This window comes from Sphingomonas sp., assembly GCF_025353885.1.
GTDB lineage: Bacteria > Pseudomonadota > Alphaproteobacteria > Sphingomonadales > Sphingomonadaceae > Sphingomonas_O.
Map to the genome: position 1 here is coordinate 1 of NZ_JANXNX010000016.1, position 20,626 is coordinate 20,626.

Sequence of the window (20,626 nt, forward strand, 5' to 3'; positions counted from 1 at the left end):
GAACTCGATGGCGCGCTCGCCAAGGCGGACGGGATCGAGTTCCGCCTGCCGTATAATTCGGACCCGATTGCGCGCGAAAAGATCAATCGTGGCGAGATGGAATATTTCGACATGCACCTGAGCCAGGTCGCGCCGATGGCGTGGCAGGGATTCCTCGGACCGCTCGATACGGCCGTCGTAGAAGTAACTGGCATCCGTGCGGACGGGTCGCTGATCCCATCGTCTTCGGTTGGCAATAACAAGACGTGGCTCGACCGCGCGAGCAAGGTGATCCTCGAGGTCAACCGCTGGCAAAACCTGGCGCTGGAGGGGATACACGATATCTACTACGGCACTGCCCTGCCCCCGCATCGCGTGCCGATCCCCCTGGTCCGACCCGACGACCGCATCGGCGAGGCTTATCTGCGCTGCGACCCGGCCAAGATCGTCGCCATCGTTGAAACCGATGCGCCCGACCGCAATCTGCCATTCGCCGCACCCGATGCAGCGGCCCACCGGATCGCCGGGCATCTGATCGAGTTCTTCCGGCATGAAGTCGCAAAGGGCCGCCTTCCCGCTTCGCTGCTGCCGCTGCAATCGGGGGTCGGCAATATCGCCAATGCCGTGTTGAGCGGTCTGGTCAGCGGTCCGTTCGAAGACATGACGTCCTATACCGAGGTCATTCAGGACGGGATGCTGGACCTGCTGGATTCAGGGAAACTGCGGATGGCGTCGGCCACCGCCTTTTCGCTCAGTCCCGAGGCGGCAGCGCGGCTGAACGCGGATATGGCACGATATCGTGACAAGATGATCCTGCGCCCGCAAGAGATCAGCAACCATCCCGAACTGATCCGCCGACTTGGCTGCCTCGCGATGAACGGGCTGATCGAGGCCGACATTTACGGCAATGTGAACTCGACGCACATCATGGGATCGCGGATCCAGAACGGTATTGGCGGATCGGGCGATTTCGCACGCAACGCCTATGTGTCGATCTTCATGACCCCCTCGACGGCCAGAGACGGCAAGATATCGGCCATCGTACCGCAGGCTAGCCATGTCGATCATATTGCGCAGGACGTGCAGGTGCTTGTCACCGAACAGGGGCTCGCCGATTTGCGAGGTTTGAGTCCCAAGCAACGGGCAACCGTGATCATCGAAAATTGTGCCCATCCAGATTACCGACCTGCGTTGGCAGACTATTACCGACGAGCACAGATTGGCTCTTATGGCCAGCAGTCGCCATCGCTGCCGGGCGAAGCATTGTCGTGGCATCAACGCTTTATGGATAGGGGCACGATGAAGACGTGATCTTGGATCGGGTCTGGTGCGTGGCCTCTCCGCCAAAGGCATATCGCTTTCGCTGATTGAGCAACGAACTATCGAAATCGCACTGACTTTCTGTCGGACCTTTGGTTGTTCTGGTTCATCCGGGCTGCGGAGAACCGCCAGCGATATTCGAGGATTGATTAAGCGGGTGTTGTGCTACCCGCAACGTACGCCTCCGGTGAGAGCCGCCTTGCTGGATTGATCTGATATTCGGAGATGGCACCGTGCAAGCGCTGGTGTTTGCACCGGTACTAGAGACGGTGCGATGGGTCAGGTGACGATAATGTCGGGCGTTGAACGCCGGCGGATGTGGACGGAAGAACAGAAGCAGGCGCTGGTGATAGCGGCGTTTCAGCCCGGCGCGAACGTCGCCGAGGTTGCCAGGGATGCCGATGTTCGGCCCAGCCAGATTTATCGCTGGCGTCTGCAGATGTTTGGCGCAGGTAAAGGCTTTGCAGCTGTAGCCGTCCATCCCGAGCCACAGCCGCCGACAGGGCCGGCGATTGTCATGGAGCTGGGCAGCACGATCGTGCGCATATCGGCAGATGCGTCGCCCGACCTGACCGCCGTGGTTTTGCGGTCGCTGCAGCGGTGATTCCAGTCCCGTCGGACGTCCGGATATGGATTGCGACCGGCCATACCGACATGAGGAAGGGCATGCGATCTTTGGCGCTGCAGGTGCAGCAGAGTTTCAGGCGTGACCCGCATGCCGGCGACCTTTACGTCTTCCGCGGTCGTCGCGGCGATCTGTGAACTCCGACGTTGCTCGTATAAATTGCTCTGCCGGATCATTAGCAATCCAGGCGACCAGGATAGGATCAGCTATAATCGTCAGCATGCCGTCTTGCTGTCGATCTTACCGACGTTCATCCACCTCCTCAATAAGGCTTTCAGTAGCAGAATGTCCGGTTTAATCACTAGCAGGAGACCGATCGCTGTGGCGTGGAGCGCCGTGCACCTACGCGGCTCGGGGGATACGTGAGGTGATCGTAGCTGTGGTGAGCGAAGTTGATCGGCCCAACCTGCTGCTTGATACGTTTACTGTCGCCTCAAGTTGCTTCGCCAATGCTTCGATGATTGTCGTCCCGAGCCCGGAACCCAAGGCGCGCTTATTTTCGGTTCCGCCAATGCCGTTGTCTGACACGGTCAGCTGCCACTCGGCTGCGTCTCTTTCGTAAGTCACGAGGACACGGGCACCTGTTTTCCCACTCGGAAACGCATATTTAGTGGCGTTGATAACGAGTTCTGTCACAATCAAGCCCAGGCTTACAGCGGTGGACGATGCGATCATTCCACTGTCCGACACGACCTCTATGTGGATTGGGTTGCTCTCCCCAACGACCGATGAGCCGAGCCCTGCGCAGAGCTTTGCAAGATAGGTCTTGACTTCGATCTGGTCGATGCCCTCTTCGGTATGCAGACATTGCTGGACCGCCGCGACTGAGAGGACGCGCCGGTGCGCATCTCTGAGATGGCCGCGAGTCTCCTCAGACACGACCGCGCGCGCCTTGGCCAGGAGAATGCTCGCAATAATCTGGAGGCTATTCGCAACGCGGTGCTGCATCTCTTCAAACAAAATCTGGTTTTGTCCAAGCAACTCTTCAGTCCGGACAAGCAGTGCAGCCTTTTCGCGCTCGATTGTGCGAGCATCAGTCACGTCACGGAATGCAACCAGGATCGTTGTTTTTGAGCTGTCTTGGTAAACAACCTTGCGCGCGTTCAGCAGCATGATTCGGGGACCGATATCGGGAAAATCGTGCTCAACCTCAAAGTCTGCGATGGCAATTCGGTCGGGAATGACGGTCTCAAGAAGGTTTCGGAGCGCCGGAATGTTCCATTGGCCATCCCCTAGATTGAACAGCAGGCGCGCTTGCGTATGCTCTGGGGCGACCTTGAAGGTTTCGTAGAAGGATCGGCTTGCCGCCAAGACGCAAAACCGCTCGTCGAGTATCAGAAAGGGTTCCGGGATTGTGTTAACGATCGCCAAGGCAAGAACTTGCGCTTCGTCCAGGTTCCGTAAGGGATCAATCATAATATACTTTCGAAAAGAGGAATGATCGTCTGCTATACCGCAGCAGACGTCATACCGATCGCGACGGCCTGGCGTCAGCGCCGTTAGTGAGCAGCGGCCTTGTTTGCATTTACCTCAAGCGCTGCTGCTCTCCGATCTGCTGCGGATCGCATGGCTTTGGCCTGTTCATCGAGTCGGGTGGCTCCAATGTTAGCCTGCTGCTGGATGCTGTCGCCCTGCTTTCGCACAGCAGTAGCCGAGGCATCGCGTGCGTTCTGCGCGGCTCTATCTGCCCGATCGACGGCTCGGCCAATGCGCTCGTTCGGACCGGTGCCGGAATAGGCAGAACCGTTCGCTGCTGCATCAGCTTTGTCCTGCTTCTCGCCAACTTTGGCATTGGGGCCATCGCACCCAGTGAGCACGAGTCCGGCAATGAACAGAATAAAGGCGGCTCTCACAGTCACCGTCCGCCGGTGTCCGCAGTTCCTTATCAGGCGCGGTGACGCGGATTGGGAGTGACGATTCTCGCAAAGCATAGCGGCTCCTTTGCAATCGGCGGGAGCTCTCCAGCGTCTCTCGGCCACCGGCCTGCCGTGCTGGACGGGTGGTAGGTTAACTTACCTTTATTTTGAGAAATGTCACCAATATCTTCAGGCTATCATCACCTTATCAGTCACATGGTTGAACCACGCCTGCAGCTACTACGCCCGATCATTGCCTCACGGGGGGCTGCAATATGTCGACTGGCATTGGTTTGGCCGCTGTCAGGGTCAAGAGCCGCAGAAAATGTCTCTCTAGCTAGTGAATTACACAAGAACGCGCCTGGTACTTTGCAGCTCACGCCGATATCAACGAGGCCAGTTAGTCTAGCTGAATACCATGAAATTGTGCAGTCCTGCAAAAGGATCGTCCAAGTCGTCTGGAATGAACATGATGCTCCTCTTCGGTTTGAGCGTACGCAGTCATCTCGACCGCGAGCCTCGGGTTGCGGTTGCGGGCGTGCCAAGCGTTCTCGGCAGCCGTGGGTACGTCCGCTATAGCGAAGAGGTTACGGCGTGCCGACAGATCAATGATCAAGCCACCCTCTGATCACCGATACAGTGTTCGAATGGCCTCAATGATCACCTGCGGAGTATGGAGCCCCTTATACACCGGCGGAGGCTTTTTATTAAGCTTCAACAGTGTGTAAACTGCTGTCATTGCGCAGCGTACCGAATATTCCACGGTAAACACCACATCGTCGGGTTGTTCGGCAAATTGCCCTATGAATGCCAGATTGGTCGAACCTGCGGGAACCACTTGCGGCCGGTCGCCCGCTTTTCGTACCATGAACTGGCTCACGATATACGGCATAGCGCATGGGATGCAGTTTGAGGCGGCCATGATTGTGTTCTTGTCAGCTTGCGCGAAGTGGAGATGACTGAGCACCTCCTCAAGGATTTCAGCACCGGTGCATTCCGCCATCGTCTTGTTGACATAGTCGCCGGGTCGGTCGTGATAGAGGCCATAGCCCCACCATACCGAAACACCCTCGGGCTGCCCCGGGAAGAACGGCTGGTGGTAGATCGAGATGGTGATGAGCCAGTTCGAATCTTTGAAGGTAATTAGCCCCCCAGTTCCAGCAGGCACGCCGCTGAACTTTTCCATCAACGCGAGAAACAACGGGTCATTGACGGTGACGGTGTACGATATCCACGAGGATTCGGAAATGTTACCATTGAACGCGGCAGGATTGCCGAACAGTGGTCGTCCTTCGGCCAATGTCTCCCACAATCCCCACGCGCCCGAGGTGTTGCTGCGGTCGATCATGGCCGCTTCGTTCATAGATCCGAAGACCTTGCCAGCGGTCATTGAGCCGTTTGTGACGAAGACGAGGTCGGTCGGCCCGATAGCAATACTAGCGGAACCCTCGGCATCATCGGTATCGATTCGGGTGACGGCGATCGCCTCTGTGCCGGATGCAAAGCCAAGATCGTTAACGCGGACGCTAAACCGGAAATCCACCTGCCGATCCTTCAGCCAGCTGACCAACGGCACGGCGAAGCTGTCATATTGGTTGTATAAGCTGCGATAGATATTTTCCTGCGTGTCGATTGTTGAGAAATGGTGAATGAACCGCTGCAAATAACGTTTGAACTCGATCGCACTGTGCCACTTCTCGAATGCGAACAAAGTGCACCATTCAAACCAGAAATTGGTCTGGAAGAAATGTTCGTCGAAACAGTCCGCGATACGTTTTGAATCGAGAAAGCTTTCGGGTTCGGCCATGATCTTTACGAGGTCGATCCGGTCGCGCTCGCTGAATCCCATTTTGGAAAAATCGGGGATTTTGCCCTCGCGATCGACAAGCCGTGTCTTGTTGTACCACGGCCACTTTGCATTGGCCTGGTCGGTTTCTTCCTTGATCGAAATATTCGGAATAGTGAGTGAGGGTATCGATGCCAGCAGGTCAAAGGTACATTCATACTTTGCCTCGAACATCCGACTGCCGCTCATGTAATAGCCATGTTGGGCATCACCATGAGCGTCAAAAGCCCCACCGAATTCGTGACTTTCCTCAAGGATGACGATGTCCTTGCCGGACACTCCACCGTCACGGATCAGGAAGACCGCGCCCGCCAGCGAGGCGATCCCGCTACCGACGAAATAATATTTGCTCATACAGCGCTCGTAAAGTTAAGGACCACACGCGATGGCACGTCGCCGCGCTCGAGACGTTCGAAGACCGTGTTTATCGCCGAAAGCGGTTGTAGCTCGATATCGGCTTTCACCTTGCCATCAGCCGCAAATGCGAGTGCCTCGACCATGTCCTTGCGTGTGCCGACGAATGAACCCCGGATTGTGATGCAATTGGCGACGACATCGAACAGCGGAACCGGAAACTCGCCGGGTGGCAGGCCAACCAGCACGCAGGTGCCGTGCTTACGCGTCATCGCTACGCCCTGATTGAACGCGACCAGCGACGCAGCGGTGATCAGGACCCCGTGCGCGCCGCCGCCTGTTACGGTTCGCACGGTCGCTGCCGGGTCGCCGGTTTTCGCATTGACGATGGCATCCGCGCCCAGCCGCGTGGCATGGGCCAGCTTACCGTCGTCGATATCGATTGCACACACCCGCAGGCCCATCGCCTTGCCGTACTGGATGGCGAGATGGCCGAGGCCACCAGCGCCCGATACCGCGAGCCAATCGCCCGGCTTCGCGCCGGTTTCCTTGATACCCTTATAGGTCGTGACGCCGGCGCAGATCAGCGGTGCGGCTTCCTGCGCGCTGAGCCCGCCAGGAATGTGCGCAACATAATTCGGGTCGGCGATGACATATTCGGCGAAGCCACCGTTACGGGTGTAGCCGCCGAACTGTGCCTCGGCACAAACGGTTTCCCATGCGGACAGGCAATATTCGCAATGACCGCAGGCGGAATAAAGCCACGGCACCCCGACTCTTTCGCCTTCGCTGACGGCGGTCACGCCTTCGCCCAGCGCAACAACGATCCCGATGGCCTCATGCCCTGGCGTGAATGGCAGGGCTGGCTTGACAGGCCAGTCACCCTTGGCCGCGTGAAGGTCGGTGTGACAGACCCCGCAAGCCTCGACCTTGACAAGGATCTGGCCGGGGCCGGCGGTCGGAACTTCGGTTTCGCGCCGCACCAGCGGCTGTCCGAACTGCTCGACGAATGCGGCTTGCATCTTGACCATTACGCTATCCTGAAACTGAGGGAAATTGAGTGTCGGATGATCAAAAGGGCGCGGGGAGATCAGCCGTCCTAACGAGCTTTTTACTGACGAATGCCCGAATGCCCATGTCGCCCAGTTCGCAGCCCATAACCGGACATTTTGGCAATGTGGGTTAGCTGATAATAAGGGAAGTTCCACGGTTCGACGCCAGAGACGATGCCAATCGGGCTGCTCTCCATATTCGCTTCGCCGATGTCGGATTTAGCTCGACCGGCGCTAGAAAACGCTCCGCATTATTGACGAAATAGGTCGGGATTTGCGGATTGGATTCTACCTCGCCCTTGGCCTCGGTAATACGCTTTTCCATTTCCAGCGTCATGATCTTTGCGAATGGATCGACCTGTTCGCGAATAACCGCTGCTGCTTGCGCGACAATAACTGCCCGTTCGGGATATGTATTGTTCTCCCAGATCTGGGCACAGGCCGCGGCGGCAGCCATTTTGCTTTTGAGGTCCGTCTCGGAGATTTTTGCGAATGACTGAATGGTCTGATCGTCGGCGGGGTTAGTGCTTTGATAGGCCATGCTGGGTCCTCCTCTAAAGCTGCCGGGTGATGACCGCATCCGAGATAGGCGCTGACGGCGTTGGGGGCAGAGTCGGAAACTACGCAGACGGGCAATCCCCGACGGTGTCCACAGGCTACCCAACGCGGATCGGCTTCGTTTGTGTGAGTGGAGTTGTATCGTAGTCAAAGGCTGACAAGAGGTTTTAAAAGTGACTGTTCATTACAATTATCGTACACGAATGCAGCCTAGTGATTGATATTGTTGCTCGACTTTGCGACGCTCTATCAGCGGGTGCTTGGTTCGAGCCCTAGTGCGTGCACCATATTTTTGCAGCTGCATCAATGTGTTACCTACACTCGGGCAACGACCGTTTGATGCCTGACCGCTCATAGCCATCCGCAATTCCGCATTTCACAGACCGAAGCATCCTTTGCCCTCCCGACTTTGTTGGATGGCCAAGGGAGAAAGTAAAATGGCCAAGGCCGGGCAGATCGCCAAACGACAGGCATCAAAGATTGAAAGCGCCGATCGCAAGCTCGCGCGGGCCACTGGCGCCAGTCGCGACAGCCACTTCATGAAGGCGCTAGGGTTTGTCAGCGATCTTGCAGATCAGCCGCCGCTGGTCGCACTTTCGGCGCTGACGATCGGAGCCGGGATCGTCACGGGTCGCAAACACCTGGCGCGCGCGGGGGTGCGCATGCTGCTCAGTCACCTTGCCGCCACACAGGTCAAGTCGTTCGTAAAGGGCCGGGTCGACCGGACTCGACCTTTCGTCATGCTCGATGGTGGCCGCTATCACGGCAAAAAGGGCAGGAGCTCGGCCAAAAGCGAAACCAGTTTTCCCTCTGGACATACGGCGGGTGCCGTCGCCGTAGCCCGGGCGGTTGCCCGTGAGTATCCAGAGCACGCCGGGACCGGCTACGCGCTTGCTGCCACCGCAGCGGCGGTGCAGATCCCGCGCGGGACGCATTTCGCTAGCGACATCGTGGCCGGTGCCCTGATCGGGCTAGTCACTGAGGCGCTGGTGACGCTCGTCCTGCCAACGCGCGACAAACTGGACTGAGCCATGGCACTCGGTCCCCGGCTGAAGGTCTATCGCACTCCTATCGGTTTTCACGATGCCTATGTTGCCGCTCCCAGCCAGAAGGCGGCGTTGGAGGCGTGGGGCAGTGACAGTAACCTGTTCGCCCAGAAAACGGCCGAGTTGGTGACCGATGCGGCATTGAGCGCCGAGCCGCTGGCCCATCCGGGAACTGTCATCAAACGATTGCGCGGTACGGTTGCCGAGCAGATCGCTGCGCTTCCGCCCGATGTGACAAGGCCACGTAAAGCTAACGAGGTCGAGCCGATTGACCGTGGTCAGCCGACCCGCGCGGTGAAGACGAGCACAAGAGCAAAGATTCTCGGACGGTCAAAGCCCCGACCCGATCGCGCAGCTTTGATCTCAGCTGAAAAGGCATTGGAATATGCTATGTCGGCTCATGTGACCGAGCAAAAGAAGCTCAAAAATCGGCAAGCTGCCCTGGAACGCGAAAAGCGTGACATGGACCGCAATAATCGCCAGCGAATCGAAACGCTGGAGGACGATCGCGCCAGGGCCGAAGCCGCATATGGCAAGGTGATGAAAGCCTGGCAGCGATAACCGGCAGCGTGGCAGGGAACGCACCGTTCCCCCTTTAGCGCCCCGCCGCCAATCACGGCAGCGGGGCCGGCACCCGATTAGTTGGGCGTCGTCGTAACCGTCGTCGTTGTCTTTTCCGAAACTGCCGGAGCCGTCCGCGTGGTTCGCTTAACCACCCGACGCACCGGCGCGCGTTTTACCGTGCGGGCGGGAGCGACCTGCTTCACCGTTTCGGTCGTTACTGTCGTCGTCGGCGGCGCTGGCGCTGCGATTACCACGGGCGGTGTGGCGCGCGCGGCGGCGGCATCGCTTGCGGCTGCGGCGGCGGATTGCTGGGCGGCGTCGGCGCGTGCGTTGGCCATTGCGGCATCCTGCTGCGCAGCGGCGGCGGTGGCTTCGGTATTGGCCCGTTGCGCGCGCTCGGCATTCATCCGGTTTTTTTGCGCTTCACCAATAGCAAGGTCGGCGGTGGTAGATGCGTGGTTGGCAGCGGCGATGGCCTCTTCCTTGTGCCCACGGGCCAGATTTTCGCGCGCGGCACGGAGCGCGGCCTGGGCTTCGGCCTGCAAACGCGGAACTTCGCCATTCGCGCCAAGCTTGTTCGCGGCATCAATCTTGCCGGTCGCCTCGGCAATCGCTGCACGTGCGCGGTCGGCCTTGCCCTCGGCTAACGCGGGCGTCGTAACCAACAACAATGCCGACAGTGCGGCAGTGCGGAATAACGGGTTTGGGCGACTCATAGTTACATCTCCATAACGTTTCTGGTGTCGGCTAAACCCGTATCGGCGGACGAGGTTCCGGATTGCGGCGTGCTGGCATCCGGTGTTGCCCCGTGGCACCGACAAACCTTCGCTTGCGACGCCCTTCGGTTAGGATATGAAACCGCAATGACTGTTCTCTCCCCCCTGTTCGACAAGCTCCGGCTTCCCATCATCGCGGCCCCGTTGTTCATCGTGTCGGGGCCGGACCTGGTCATCGCCCAGTGCAAGGCGGGCATCGTCGGTTCGTTTCCGGCGCTGAATGCGCGGCCGGCGGGGGTTCTGGACGAATGGCTGCACCGCATTACCGAGGAACTGGCGGCGCACAATCGCGCGCATCCCGACCGTCCGGCGGCACCCTATGCGGTCAATCAGATTGTCCATAAATCGAACGATCGTCTGGAAACCGACCTGATGGTCTGCGCCAAATGGCAGGTGCCGATTACGATCACCTCTCTGGGTGCGCGTGAGGAATTGAACACGGCAGTCCATGGCTGGGGCGGCATCGTGCTGCACGACATCATCAACGATAAATTTGCGCGCAAGGCTGTCGACAAGGGGGCCGATGGCCTAATTGCGGTCGCGGCGGGTGCCGGTGGCCATGCCGGGGTCCAGTCACCCTTTGCGCTCGTCTCCGAAATCCGCGAATGGTTCGACGGGCCGCTCGCCTTGTCGGGAGCCATTGCCAATGGCCGGTCGGTGCTGGCGGCACAGGCGGTGGGCGCGGACTTCGCCTATATCGGTTCGGCCTTCATCGCCACGACCGAGGCCAATGCCGAGGACGACTATAAGCAGGGCATTGTCGACGGCCACGCGGCCGATATCGTTTATTCCAGCCTGTTTACCGGTGTTTCGGGCAATTATTTGCGCGAATCGATCGAACGCGCAGGGCTTGACCCAGACAATTTGCCCGAGGGCGATTACAAGACGATGGACTTCGGGGCGTCGGCCAACACATCAAAGAAGGCGTGGCGCGACATCTGGGGGTCAGGCCAGGGCATCGGGTCGGTCACCGTCGTCGAAAGCGTCGCTGATCGCGTGGATCGTCTGGAGCGTGAATATCGGGCGGCGAAGGTGGAACTGGACGCGAAATACCGGGCCTAGGCCGGCCTAGCTAAGCCGGGGTAGCGCGGGTTTCCCTGTCCTACACCGGGTGGTTCATGCTTGAAACGAGGCTTGCTCTTTCAACCGTGAACCGCCCTCTTCCCGCGCACGTTCGATAATTTCCTACCCGCGACACAAACGATCCCATCCACTGCGATTTCTGTGACTCTAAAGGTCAGATCATGGCCATTCCGCCATTCACATGGATGGTCTGCCCGGTCACATATCCGGCATCGCGGCTTGCCAGATAGACGACGGCGGCGGCGACATCGGCCCCCTCGCCCAGTTTCCCGGCGGGGATGCGCGTCGTCAGCGCTGCCTTTTGCGCCTCGGGCAAGGCATCGGTCATGGCCGAAGTGATAAATCCCGGTGCGACGCAATTGACCGTGATGTTGCGGCTCGCCAGTTCCTGCGCCAGCGCCTTCGACATCGCGGTCAGGCCCCCCTTCGACGCCGCATAATTGGCCTGGCCCGGATTACCGGTCGCTCCGACCACGCTGGTAATCGAGACGATCCGTCCGAAGCGTGCCTTCATCATCGGCTTCGACGCCGCCCGGATAAGCCGAAACGCGGCTTCCAGGTTGACCCGAAGCACCGTGTCCCACTCCTCGTCCTTCATTCGCATGACCAGATTGTCGCGAGTGACGCCGGCATTGTTGACCAATATGTCCAGCCGCCCGCCCAGCGCCTCGACCGCGCGCGGGACCAGCCCGTCGACTTGCGCCGCGTCCGACAGGTCGCACGGCACAATCACGGCTCCCGCAATTTCGGCTGCCACGGCCGTCAGCGCTTCCTCGCGCGTGCCCGACAGTGCCACCGTCGCGCCCCGCTCTGCCAGCGCCTTGGCCACGGCGGAACCGATCCCGCCCGAAGCGCCGGTTACCAGCGCCGTCATGCCTGTCAGGTCGAACATCTTTATCTCCAGGGTCAAAGTGTGGCCAGCAACGCTTCGATGTCGTTCATCGTTACGATGCTCGTCGTTTTCATGTCGGGTGATATGCGGCGGACCATCGGGCCGAGCACCTTGCCGCCGAATTCGACGATTTCGGTAACGCCGGCATCCCACATCGCCTCGACGCTTTCACGCCAGCGGACCGTGCCGGTGACCTGCTGGACCAGCAGGTCGCGGATCATGTTCGGGTCGGACACCTGCGCCGCCGTCACATTGGCAAAGACCGGCACCAGAGGCGACTGGATCCGCGCGGTGGCCAGGGCTTTGGCCATGACGTCGGCTGCGGGCGCCATCAGCGCGCAGTGGAACGGTGCCGACACCGGCAGCAACATCGCCCGCTTGGCCCCCTTTTCCTTTGCAATTTCAATGGCGCGATCGACGGCATCGCTATGGCCCGACACCACGACCTGCCCGCCGCCATTGTCGTTTGCCGCTTCGCAGACTTCGCCCTGCGCGGCTTCTTCGGCAACCGCTCTGGCCGTTTCGAAATCGAGGCCGAGCAGCACCGCCATCGCACCCTCGCCCACCGGCACCGCCGTCTGCATCGCCTGGCCGCGCGTTTTCAGCAGCCGCGCCGTGGTTGGCAGATCGATGGCTTCGGCGGCACACAGCGCAGTATATTCGCCCAGCGAATGCCCGGCGACGAACGACGCCTTGTCCGACAGCTTGGTGTTGCCCTCCCGCTCCAGCACCCGCAGCGTCGCCATCGCGTTCGCCATGATCGCGGGCTGGGCGTTCTCGGTCAGCGTCAGGTCGCGCTCGAAACCCTCGGTCATCAGGCGATACAGGTGCTGGTCGAGCGCATCGTCGACTTCCTGGAACACCGCCCGGGCAATCGGGCTGGCCTCCGCAAGCGCCTTGCCCATGCCGATCGACTGGCTCCCTTGGCCAGGAAATATAAACGCCTTCATACCGCACTCCTCTTTCCGGTTCGTTAGGCAGGCGGCACCGCCTTGCCAAGTCCGGGCGTTTCCTCCATAGGCCCGCCTCTCAAGAAAGCCGGAGGGTCGGGACGCATGGTGCGCCCGGCAGCGATCGGTCAGGAACAAGGACGATCAAGCATGGCTCTTTACGAGCATGTGTTTCTCGCGCGTCAGGATCTGGCTCAAGCCCAGGTCGATACGCTGGCAGAAACCGCTACTAAAATCATCGAGGACAATGGTGGCAAGGTCATCAAGACCGAAACGTGGGGCCTGCGTTCGCTGGCTTACCGGATCGCGAAGAACCGCAAGGCGCATTATGTCATGCTCGAATTCGACGCACCGACCAACGTGCCGATCGAGCTGGAACGCCAAACTCAGATTAACGAAGACGTGCTGCGTTACATGACGCTGCGGGTCGACGAGCATGAGGCTGGCCCGTCGGCCATGATGCGTCGCTCCGAACGTTCGGAGCGGAGCGATCGTGGTGACCGCGGCGACCGTGGTGATCGTCCCCGTCGCGATCGTGATGATCGTCCCCGTGAAGACCGGCCCCGTCGCGACGACGCTGAAGCCGCTTAAGGATATTTGATATGGCCCGCCCATTTTTCCGCCGCCGCAAAAGCTGCCCTTTCTCCGCCAAGGACGCCCCACGGATAGACTATAAGGATGTCCGGTTGCTTCAGGGCTTCGTGTCCGAGCGTGGCAAGATCGTGCCTTCGCGCATCACCGCCGTCAGTGCCCCAAAACAGCGCGAACTCGCCCAGGCGATCAAGCGTGCGCGGCACATCGGTCTCCTTCCCTATATCGTTAAGTAAGGGCGCATTCGATGGAAGTGATCCTGCTCGAGCGCGTTGAGAAGCTTGGTTCGATTGGTGACGTTGTCACCGTGAAAAACGGTTTCGCACGCAATTTCCTCCTCCCGAATAAAAAGGCGCTGCGGTCGAACGCTGCCAACCTGAAACTATTCGAAGCAAACAAGGCACGCATTGTCGCCGAAAACGACACCCGTCGTGGCGAAGCCGAAACGGCGGCCGAGACGGTCAATGGCGCGTCGGTTACGCTTATCCGTCAGGCATCGAACACCGGCCAGCTTTACGGCTCCGTCGCGGTGCGTGACATTGTCGAGGCGCTGGAGCTTGAAGGCCATAAGGTCGGCAAGAACCAGGTTGTCCTCGACAAGCCGATCAAGGCGATTGGCCTGTACGACGTCCGCGTCCAACTGCATCCCGAGGTCGCAGTGACGATCAAGGTCAACGTGGCCCGCAGCCCCGAAGAAGCGGAGCTTCAGGCTCAGGGCGTTGTTGTCATGGCATCGATGTTCGAGAAGGACGAAGCTGGCTTCACCGAAGATTACGATCCCAACGCCGAACCCGGCGAGATCGTTTCGGATGCTGACGAAGCTCCAGCGACCGAAGCCTAATAGCTTTGATCTGCTAAAACGAAAAGGCCCGGTGGAGCGATCCACCGGGCCTTTTCGTTGTTTGGGGTGAATAGTGGGACAAGGTCCGTTTGTGGTGAAAAGAGGACGGACGAATTTGGGATCGTCGTATAAAAATGCCCCCATTGCGACGGCGGATATGGGCATGACGACAAACCCTTAAGACGGGGTTGTCGGACACTTTCTCAAGGCGACAGGGTTGCCGTACATTCAGGCCGGACTTATACCTAAAGAGACCGTTTTTGCAGTCTCTGCCGAGGGGAGGTGGCGACAAACATGTGTTTGACGTCATCTGTGGCTTGCAAGGAGATTCATCGTAGTTGCGCGTCGCTCGCTCGTCGGCCGAGCCAACGTGCTGCAATCGCGGCACCGACGATCGCTGTCGCCATATCCTTTTGCGCGTCCCACGCGTCACCCTGCTGGCCGTTATAATCGTCGGCCATTCCCGGCGCGAGGATGACGGTCAGCAGCCATTCAAAGATTTCGTACAGAGCGCTTACCGCGCCGACGAACAAGAATGCTGTCCATAAGCTGGCCCGCCATCCCATTCGGGAATACCGTCGCATCGCCTCAGCGAAAGGGAGCACCCACAGCAATCCGAAGGTCAAATGCACCAAGCGATCATACCCATTGCGAGCAAGCCCGAATGCTCCGCTAATCGTGTGACCAGTGAGCAACTGCGCCCATTCGTCATAGGGCACGTTCGAATAAGTGTAGCGCCCGCCGAGGGTGTGCAGCAGCCAGAAAAGCAGCAACGCTCCCACTGCCTTGTTAGACAAGGGCCAACGAGCAAGCAGTATCGGCGCGGCGAGGATAAGCAGCACCGTTGGCACATGCTGGAGCGGCGCAATTTCCGGATAAGGTTGGCGGATATTGGCCAAAACCACGGCAAACGCGAGTATAAGTAGGGCTGCGAGCTGCCGTCCGGAAAGCCTGTGCCAAGCATTGAAGTAACTGGTCATTCGAATGCGATGGCAGCGCGACTCCATCAAGGAAAGTAGTTTGGAAACTAGACGTCACTTTACCAGTTGGTGCAGTGCACCCCTTACGTGTCGGTGGCCTCATTTGGCTGGCGACAAACAGGTGTTCCCATTAAGCTCGGCAAACGACTTACAAGCGTTGCGATTCAATCTAATTTCTGATTTTTGGCGAAAACAGTCGTTACCGCTCAATACCCCATCAGCTTCAGAACTTCGCTTCGGCTCCGCGGGTCCTCCAGAAAACATCCCAGCAACCGGCTCGTCGTCATGGACACACCCGGCGTGCGAACGCCGCGCCCCGTCATGCAACCATGCGTCGCCTCGATCACCACCGCGACCCCCTGCGGATGCAGATTGTCCCAGATTGACTGCGCGACCTGCGCCGTCAGTCGCTCCTGAACCTGCAGCCTGCGGGCATAGCCATATAATACGCGCGCCAGTTTTGAGATGCCGACAACCCGATCCTGCGGCATATAGGCGATCGAAGCCTTGCCGACGATCGGTGCCATATGGTGTTCGCAATGCGACTGGAATGGGATGTCTTTCAACAGGACCAGTTCGTTGTAACCTCCAACTTCTTCGAAGGTACGCGACAGGTGATAGCCTGGGTCTTCGTTGTAACCCTCGCAATATTCCTTCCACGCCCGCGCGACGCGTTTAGGCGTATCAAGCAAGCCTTCGCGATCCGGGTCGTCCCCCGCCCAGGAGATCAGCGTCCGGATCGCATCCTCGACATGCTGCGGAACCGGCAGTTTTGGCACGGGCGTGTTGGTAGAGGCCGTCATGTTTTCCATGAAAGCCGACTAAGGTCCCCCATTTCATTTGGCCATAGGCAAAAATGGCTCACTGGAACGGGATGGGTGGAAAGGCAAAATTCCGAACCGGGCATTGACGACGGAGCCGGGTCCACGCAAGCCTGCGGCGCAAAGCACGAACGCCATCGGTTGATCGGGCGACCGGACAGGGGAATAATTCATGCGGGACGTTAATCCGCTGGGCTTATCGCTGATAGCAATGCTGGTCACGGCACCGGCGGTGGCGCAAATCCCTGCCTCTATGCCGGATGGAGCCGGACAAGGCCTAGGTCAGGGCGAAATAATCGTTACCGCGACCAAACGCGAACAGTCACTCCAGGACGTGCCAATATCGGTATCTGTCACCGACGCAGAGGTTGTCGATCGCACCCATGTTCGCGATCTTATCGACCTTCAGGCCCTCGTGCCGTCGCTGATCGTCGCGCAGTTCCAAAATGTCGGGCAGACCAATTTCATCATTCGTGGCTTCGGCAACGGCAATGGCAATGATGGTATCGAAAGTTCGGTCGGGGTTTTTATCGACGGTGTTTACCGGTCGCGCTCGTCGGCAGCGCTTGACGACCTGCCCGAAATCGAGCGGATCGAAGTCCTGCGTGGTCCGCAGTCCACCCTGTTCGGCAAAAACGTGTCGGCCGGAGCGATCAACATCGTCACGCGCAAGCCGCAGTTCGAATGGGGCGGCACGGCAGAAATCAGCATCGGCAATTACGGCCTCATCAACCCGCAGGCGTCAATCACCGGGCCGCTGAGCAAACAGATTGCTTTCCGCATCGCCGGGAATGTGAACGAGCGCGACGGTTACTTCACCAATGTCACTACTGCACAGGACGCCAATAATCGCAACCGGCGGTCGCTGCGTGCCGACGTGCTGTGGCAACCGGTCAGCGATTTTTCACTGCGCGTGATCGGCGACTACAGCATCATAAAGGAACGGTGTTGCGGCGCGCAAACGATCTTCAACGGACCTGCGACGGGAGCAATCGCAGCGCTCGGCTTTCAGGTCAGCGACCCGTCGCGAATCTTTGACCGCCAACTGGTCTATAACAGCGGCGTCGACAACCGCGTCGTCAACAAGGGCATGTCCGCGCAAGCCGACCTGGACCTGGGGTTTGCGCGCCTGACGTCGATCACGGCGTATCGCGCGCAGCAGAACAACGCGACACTCGACGTCGATTTCACCGGCGCGGATATCGCCAGCCAGGCGATGCGGTCGAGTAGTCGCGACATCACGCAGGAGTTTCGCCTGGCGTCGAGCGGCACCAGGCGGCTGAACTGGCTGGTCGGCGGGTTCTATCAGGATGAGCATCTGAATACCGGTCGCGACATTCGCTACGGTCGCCATGCACGCTCATATATCAATGCGATTACTGGCAATTTGATTACGGCGCTTGAATCGCTGCAACAGGCGGTCGGCCTGCCGGTCGTGCCCAACGGCACCTACTTTCAGCCGGGCCAAGGCATCTCTGACTTCTACACGCAGCGGCAGCAATCCTATTCGCTGTTCGGTCAGGCGGACTACAAGATCGCCGACCGGCTGACGCTGACCGGAGGGTTCGCCTATCTGAATGATTACAAGGTGGCACGGTCGCACGTCTTCCTGACCGATGCGTTTTCCGCGCTCGACCTTGCCAACGCGCCCGGTCTTGCGTTCGTGCCGACGGCGGTCGCTGCTGCCAATCCTGCACTGGCACCATTGGTCGGCTGTCTGGCGGCACAGGGCTATGCCTTCGGTCCGACGCTTCCGGGCAATCTGTTCGATGCGTCGCTCGGTGCGAGCCTGCCATTTGCAGGGCCGTCAGCGTGTCAGCCCGGCACGGGTGGTCCAGCAGCCGGCGCCAATCCGTTCGCGCTGGACGCCGCACAGTTTTTCTATGGAAATGCTGCTGGCCATGCGCCGGTGAACTTTCCGAACAGCAGCGAATCAGGCGTCTTGAATGGCGACCGGGTGACCTATGCGGCGCGGGCTGCTTATGACTTTGGTTTCCTCAACGCCTACATCAGCTATTCAACGGGTTGGAAGGCGGGCGCGTTCAACCTGTCCTCTGACAGCCGCCCCGCGCAGAATGGCGTCGGTCGATCGGTCGCGCCTGAAAAAGTATCGGTCTATGAATTCGGACTGAAAGCTAGGTTCCGCAATGGCTACGCCAATCTGGCGATCTTCAAGCAGGCGATCCGGGGGTTCCAGAGCAACCCGTTCAACGGAACCGGGTATGACCTGATCAATGCGGGCAAGGAATCGGTGCGGGGGTTCGAGGTCGACGCAGCCTATCGTCCCTTGCCATGGCTGGCGCTGACGGGATCGGCTACCTACCTCGATCCCAAATATGACTCTTTTGGCGCCGCCGCGTGCGTGAACTATGATCCAGGCAATTGCACAACGGATCCGGTGACCCGGCGCAGCACGCGCAACCTGACGGGGCGGCGTCCTGCAGGAATTCCCACGTGGACCGCCGCTACCTCGGCCACGATCAGTCATGATTTCGGCGACGGCGTGAGCGGCTATCTGCGAGGCGACTATTATTACGTAGCCAACACGCAATTATCGGAGACGACCCCGCCAGATTTGTCGACCTATGGCGTCAACAACGTCAACGCGAGCGTCGGTCTGACCAGCACGCGGAGTGGTCTGGAGGCGATGATCTGGGTCCGGAACTTCACCAGCAACAATTACCTCGTCTCGACCTTTCCCACCGCGATACAGATGGGCAGCTACAGCGGCTATCCCAATCAGCCCCGCACCTATGGCATGACGTTGCGCCAGAATTTCTAGCCGTGTCGTTGAGCCTATGGGTTCATCTGATCCATCACGCCTTGCGCCATGTTCCCGGTTCAAGTCCATCGAGCGTCCAGTCACCAATGCGCCACCGGACCAGCCTGAGTGTCGGAAAGCCGATCGCGGCGGTCATCCGCCTGACCTGCCGGTTGCGCCCTTCCCGGATCGTCAGGCTGATCCAGCAATCGGGCACGCTCTTGCGAAACCGCACCGGGGGATCGCGCGGCCGAAGCGCGGGCGGTGCGATACGTGCGATCTCGGCGGGAAGCGTGGGCCCATCCTTCAGGACGACGCCCTGTCGCAGCTTGGCGATGCTCGCCTCGTCTGGCTCCCCCTCGACCTGCACGAGATAGGTCTTGGGGATCTTAAACCTGGGATCGGCGATGCGTGCCTGTTCGCCACCGTCGGCGGTCAGCAGCAGCAACCCCTCACTATCGAGGTCGAGCCGACCCGCCGGATAGACGCCGGGCACATCAATGAAGTTCGACAGTGTCATGCGGGTCGTGGCGGTCCCGCGATCGGTAAACTGCGACAGGACACCATAGGGTTTGTTAAACAGGATCACACTTCAGTCCGCCTCGAACGCCATGCTGCCCCGGTTGACAAGCCCGGTCAGCAGCGCCAGCGCCGCGTGGGATTGCAGCAGTGCGGCGTCCATAATGATCGCACCCTGCCCGCAGATCCGCTGGGCCAGCGCGATCAAGTCCCCCCGGCAGTCGATGCATTCGCCATCGACGAACAATAACAGCAGGTCGTCGGTCTGCCGGACGAAAGAGAAGCGACTTGCCGGGTTGCGACACAGCACGGCACGATCGGCAAATGCTGCTGATGTGACAACCGTCTCGGGCGTCCAGTCGATCTCCGGGTTTTTGGGCGCGCTGTTATAACTGCCAAACCACCGCGCGAAAGCCAGGGGATCGGCCAGTCGTTCGGTGACCATGGCCTGCAGCCGCGTTAGCGCAGCGACGGAAATTTCTCCCGGATTTTCCTGCGCGGTTAGCTCCGGGTCCCGGTAGCGGTCGTCCTCGGTCATTTCCGAAAGTAGGTGATCGCACCAGTGGGCGACCAGCTCGCCGCGGACGGGGGCGCGGAAGCCGACCGAATATGTCATGCAGTCATCACCGATCGCAACGCCGTTGTGGGCAACGCCGGGCGGCACGTACAGGATGTCGCCGGGGTCCAGCACCCATTCGTCGGTAGCCTCGAACGCGGCAAGCAAGCGCAGATCGTCATGCGGCAGCAATTCGGTCTCGGAATCGCACCGCGCCCCGACCTGCCACCGACGCTGGCCCAGCCCCTGAACCAGGAACACGTCATACTGGTCGAAATGCGGTCCCACGCCGCCCTTGTCCGATGCATAGCTGACCATCACGTCGTCGATCCGCCAGTTGGGCACGAACCGAAATGGATCGATCAACGCGGCAACCTCGGGCACATAATGATCGACCGCCTGCACCAGCAGCGTCCATGGTTTTTTGCCTGGTTTGCCAAAACGGGCTTCGGCAAACGGGCCATGCTCGACTTTCCAAGTTTCGCGTTTGGTCGTGACGATCCGCGATTCGACGTCGGCCTCGCATGCCAGCCCAGCCAGTTCGTCGGGATCGAGCGGATTTTCCCATGCCGCCCATGGGTTTCTGATCAGCAGCGGCTTTTTCTGCCAGTATTCGGTCAGGAAAAGCGCGGTATCGAAATCGCGGAATTGCATTG

Annotated in this window: 22 protein-coding genes; 11 read left to right on the plus strand and 11 right to left on the minus strand. The window is 59.5% G+C overall.

The features are described 5' to 3' along the window. The 3 genes from Q0R02_RS02050 to tnpB form a co-directional block, all read left to right on the plus strand. Positions 1-1,290 (plus strand): succinate CoA transferase (locus Q0R02_RS02050; protein WP_293880362.1); only part of this gene is annotated, 1,290 nt, incomplete at its 5' end. Between the two features lie 301 nt (positions 1,291-1,591). Continuing rightward, positions 1,592-1,903 carry a transposase gene (locus Q0R02_RS02055; RefSeq protein ID WP_293880364.1) on the plus strand — a complete coding sequence of 104 codons (312 nt, stop codon included), beginning with the start codon at positions 1,592-1,594 and terminating at the stop codon, positions 1,901-1,903. Continuing rightward, a complete protein-coding gene (gene tnpB, locus Q0R02_RS13770) occupies positions 1,900-2,061 on the plus strand; it encodes an IS66 family insertion sequence element accessory protein TnpB (protein WP_367271410.1) in 162 nt (53 codons plus the stop codon). The genes Q0R02_RS02055 and tnpB overlap by 4 nt, the downstream gene beginning before the upstream one ends. A 205-nt stretch (positions 2,062-2,266) precedes the next feature. Here the strand turns inward: tnpB and Q0R02_RS02060 are convergent, their stop codons facing one another. Beyond that, positions 2,267-3,340, minus strand: a complete 1,074-nt coding sequence (locus tag Q0R02_RS02060) for a histidine kinase dimerization/phosphoacceptor domain -containing protein (protein ID WP_293880366.1) — start codon at positions 3,338-3,340, stop codon at positions 2,267-2,269. An 86-nt stretch (positions 3,341-3,426) separates the two neighbouring features. Between Q0R02_RS02060 and Q0R02_RS02065 the strand changes: the two genes are divergently transcribed. Further along, complete coding sequence (locus Q0R02_RS02065; protein WP_293880368.1) at positions 3,427-3,822, plus strand: hypothetical protein; 396 nt, start codon at positions 3,427-3,429, stop codon at positions 3,820-3,822. A gap of 586 nt (positions 3,823-4,408) precedes the next feature. Here the strand turns inward: Q0R02_RS02065 and Q0R02_RS02070 are convergent. The 3 genes from Q0R02_RS02070 to Q0R02_RS02080 form a co-directional block, all read right to left on the minus strand. Beyond that, positions 4,409-5,980, minus strand: a complete 1,572-nt coding sequence (locus Q0R02_RS02070; protein ID WP_293880369.1) for an oleate hydratase — start codon at positions 5,978-5,980, stop codon at positions 4,409-4,411. Next, positions 5,977-7,011, minus strand: a complete 1,035-nt coding sequence (locus Q0R02_RS02075) for a zinc-dependent alcohol dehydrogenase (protein WP_293880370.1) — start codon at positions 7,009-7,011, stop codon at positions 5,977-5,979. The genes Q0R02_RS02070 and Q0R02_RS02075 overlap by 4 nt, the downstream gene beginning before the upstream one ends. A gap of 151 nt (positions 7,012-7,162) precedes the next feature. Further along, positions 7,163-7,573, minus strand: coding sequence for an aldehyde dehydrogenase family protein (locus Q0R02_RS02080; RefSeq protein WP_293880371.1), 411 nt, complete (start codon positions 7,571-7,573; stop codon positions 7,163-7,165). A gap of 454 nt (positions 7,574-8,027) precedes the next feature. Between Q0R02_RS02080 and Q0R02_RS02085 the strand changes: the two genes are divergently transcribed. Both Q0R02_RS02085 and Q0R02_RS02090 read left to right on the plus strand, forming a co-directional pair. Beyond that, positions 8,028-8,618 carry a phosphatase PAP2 family protein gene (locus Q0R02_RS02085; RefSeq protein ID WP_293880372.1) on the plus strand — a complete coding sequence of 197 codons (591 nt, stop codon included), beginning with the start codon at positions 8,028-8,030 and terminating at the stop codon, positions 8,616-8,618. A 90-nt stretch (positions 8,619-8,708) separates the two neighbouring features. Beyond that, positions 8,709-9,197 (plus strand): hypothetical protein, encoded by a 489-nt coding sequence (locus Q0R02_RS02090; protein WP_293880374.1) that lies wholly within the window; start codon positions 8,709-8,711, stop codon positions 9,195-9,197. A gap of 77 nt (positions 9,198-9,274) precedes the next feature. Here Q0R02_RS02090 and Q0R02_RS02095 read toward each other — a convergent pair whose 3' ends face one another. Further along, positions 9,275-9,916 carry a hypothetical protein gene (locus tag Q0R02_RS02095; protein ID WP_293880376.1) on the minus strand — a complete coding sequence of 214 codons (642 nt, stop codon included), beginning with the start codon at positions 9,914-9,916 and terminating at the stop codon, positions 9,275-9,277. A 147-nt stretch (positions 9,917-10,063) separates the two neighbouring features. Between Q0R02_RS02095 and Q0R02_RS02100 the strand changes: the two genes are divergently transcribed. After that, on the plus strand, positions 10,064-11,038 hold the full coding sequence (locus Q0R02_RS02100; protein WP_293880378.1) for a nitronate monooxygenase family protein: 975 nt from the start codon (positions 10,064-10,066) through the stop codon (positions 11,036-11,038). Positions 11,039-11,213: 175 nt separating this feature from the next. Here Q0R02_RS02100 and fabG read toward each other — a convergent pair whose 3' ends face one another. Continuing rightward, on the minus strand, positions 11,214-11,951 hold the full coding sequence (gene fabG, locus Q0R02_RS02105; protein ID WP_293880380.1) for a 3-oxoacyl-[acyl-carrier-protein] reductase: 738 nt from the start codon (positions 11,949-11,951) through the stop codon (positions 11,214-11,216). Between the two features lie 14 nt (positions 11,952-11,965). Beyond that, positions 11,966-12,901 carry an ACP S-malonyltransferase gene (fabD, locus tag Q0R02_RS02110; protein WP_293880382.1) on the minus strand — a complete coding sequence of 312 codons (936 nt, stop codon included), beginning with the start codon at positions 12,899-12,901 and terminating at the stop codon, positions 11,966-11,968. 150 nt (positions 12,902-13,051) lie between these two features. On the opposite strand from fabD, the gene rpsF reads away from it, so the two are divergent. From rpsF to rplI, 3 genes are read left to right on the plus strand one after another with little or no spacing between them, the layout of a single operon-like run. Continuing rightward, entirely contained in the window at positions 13,052-13,492 is a 441-nt protein-coding gene (gene rpsF, locus Q0R02_RS02115) for a 30S ribosomal protein S6 (protein WP_293880384.1), read from the plus strand. Positions 13,493-13,503: 11 nt separating this feature from the next. Then, entirely contained in the window at positions 13,504-13,728 is a 225-nt protein-coding gene (gene rpsR / locus Q0R02_RS02120; RefSeq protein ID WP_121150664.1) for a 30S ribosomal protein S18, read from the plus strand. Between the two features lie 11 nt (positions 13,729-13,739). Continuing rightward, positions 13,740-14,333, plus strand: coding sequence for a 50S ribosomal protein L9 (gene rplI, locus Q0R02_RS02125; RefSeq protein ID WP_293880388.1), 594 nt, complete (start codon positions 13,740-13,742; stop codon positions 14,331-14,333). Positions 14,334-14,662: 329 nt separating this feature from the next. Here the strand turns inward: rplI and Q0R02_RS02130 are convergent, their stop codons facing one another. Both Q0R02_RS02130 and folE read right to left on the minus strand, forming a co-directional pair. After that, entirely contained in the window at positions 14,663-15,313 is a 651-nt protein-coding gene (locus Q0R02_RS02130; RefSeq protein ID WP_293880390.1) for a DUF2238 domain-containing protein, read from the minus strand. A gap of 206 nt (positions 15,314-15,519) precedes the next feature. Then, the gene (folE, locus tag Q0R02_RS02135; protein WP_293880392.1) at positions 15,520-16,116 is read right to left on the minus strand and encodes a GTP cyclohydrolase I FolE; all 597 of its coding nucleotides are present in this window, start codon (positions 16,114-16,116) and stop codon (positions 15,520-15,522) included. 190 nt (positions 16,117-16,306) lie between these two features. Here folE and Q0R02_RS02140 point away from each other — a divergent pair, with 190 nt between their 5' ends. Beyond that, positions 16,307-18,916, plus strand: coding sequence for a TonB-dependent receptor (locus tag Q0R02_RS02140; protein ID WP_293880394.1), 2,610 nt, complete (start codon positions 16,307-16,309; stop codon positions 18,914-18,916). 34 nt (positions 18,917-18,950) lie between these two features. On the opposite strand, the gene Q0R02_RS02145 is transcribed toward Q0R02_RS02140, so the two are convergent. After that, complete coding sequence (locus Q0R02_RS02145; protein ID WP_293880396.1) at positions 18,951-19,484, minus strand: pseudouridine synthase; 534 nt, start codon at positions 19,482-19,484, stop codon at positions 18,951-18,953. Between the two features lie 3 nt (positions 19,485-19,487). Then, positions 19,488-20,624: a cupin domain-containing protein gene (locus tag Q0R02_RS02150; protein ID WP_293880428.1), complete on the minus strand. Its 1,137-nt coding sequence runs from the start codon at positions 20,622-20,624 to the stop codon at positions 19,488-19,490. Between the last annotated feature and the right edge of the window lie 2 nt (positions 20,625-20,626).